We start from the raw sequence: 1,414 nt of genomic DNA, 5'->3' as shown, positions 1-1,414 counted from the left end.
CCCCTTGGCAACAGGGGGGGCCAGAACCCCCGCGCCTCTCTGATTTGCCCTCTTACCGCAGCACCCCCAAAGCAGGCGTCTCTTCTCTTGCCGATGAGAGTTCTAGTGCTCCGCACCGCTGTCGCGAACGCGCCCAAGACCGTTCCCCTCAGCGGGAGGGAGCTGGCGTGAGCGGAATGCAGGAAGTGGAACGTTACCGCCGCAGCCGCTTGGGATCCCGTAAGCGTCCTGCCCTTCCCGCTGTGGGCTTCGCACCGCTGACGCGAGTGGCCGGGGTAGTTGGTGTGGGCATTCTCTCCCTGCTGGTCATCTGGCAAATGCTGCGGGGCCTGTTCACGCCGCCACCGGCACCGCCGCTGGAGCAGCCCCAGGTGCAAATTGAGCAGCCGCCGGTTGACATATCGCCACGCGACGCCTCCGCGAACGACAATCCCGGCCAGACAGAACCCGCTCCCCCGCCTGAGCTAACTGGCCCTCTGGCGGAGTGGCAAGGAGTACAACAGGTGCGGGTGGTCTCCAACGATGGCCTCAACATTCGCCAGCAACCCAGCCTGACGGGAGCCATTGTCGGGACAGCCCCACGCCAAGCCCTGCTGCGGGTGGTGGAGGTGCAGGCTGGGGAGGGACAGGTGCCCGTCTGGCTGCGCATCGAGCGAGATGGGGCTCCGGGGGGATGGGTCGCTGCCCAGTCGGGCTCCACCCGTCTGGTGGAACGGCTCTAGCTCTCCCTTGCTGCCAGCTGTTATTGCTCCGCAACGCTGCTGCGACCGCGCTACGGGGACGGAGTTCTCGGTCCCGCCCTTTTAAGGGGTATAGTCTGCTTCCTTCTCAACTGTTGTGGATATTCTGCGCAATGCCCCGCTGGGGATTTATCTGGAAGAGCCTCGCACCTGGCTACATTGCCTGGATCCGCGGGTTAAGCTGGCCTGGCTGCTCAGCTTTCTCCTCAGCCCCATTTTGGCCGGCAATGGTTGGCGCTTGGCTGTGGTGGTGGCTCTTCTGCTGCTAACTGTGGCGGCCCGTCTGCCGCGCCGGGTTTGGTCGGGCCAACTCTCCCTGGTGCTGGCCCTGAGCCTGCTCACCTTTGGGATCACCAGCTTGGCGCCGGATGGATTGGGGGTTTTTCCCCAACCGCAACGGCAGGATATGCAGGTGGTGGGCTATGGGCTGACCGGGATCCCCGCTGTTCCCGTTAGCGGTGCAGGGCACTTCGACTTGGCCGTAGAACAGGGATCCCCAGACCGTGCCTGGCGGGCGCAAACCCGTGCCTGGCAAACTCCTTATCGCTACCGCCTGGTTCAGTTTTCCCTATTGGGACGAACCTTTCAGGTCTCCCGCCGTTCTCTATCGGTGGCGCTGCGGCTGGGCACCCTCATTTTTACGTTGCTCGACGCCCCCCATTTGTTTTTGTTGA

Annotated in this window: 2 protein-coding genes; both read left to right on the top strand. The window is 63.8% G+C overall.

The window, feature by feature from the left end:
• Positions 1–722, top strand: a 722-nt coding sequence (locus NW838_RS00920; RefSeq protein WP_414427317.1) for an SH3 domain-containing protein, incomplete at its 5' end; no start/stop codon positions are given.
• Positions 723–837: 115 nt separating this feature from the next.
• The coding region (locus tag NW838_RS00915; RefSeq protein WP_414427316.1) for a CbiQ family ECF transporter T component at positions 838–1,414 on the top strand (577 nt) is incomplete at its 3' end.

Origin of the sequence: Synechococcus sp. R55.2 (assembly GCF_047462075.1) — a bacterium.
In the GTDB taxonomy this organism is placed as follows: Bacteria; Cyanobacteriota; Cyanobacteriia; order Thermostichales; family Thermostichaceae; genus Thermostichus.
This window is presented reverse-complemented; position numbering and strand designations above follow the sequence as displayed.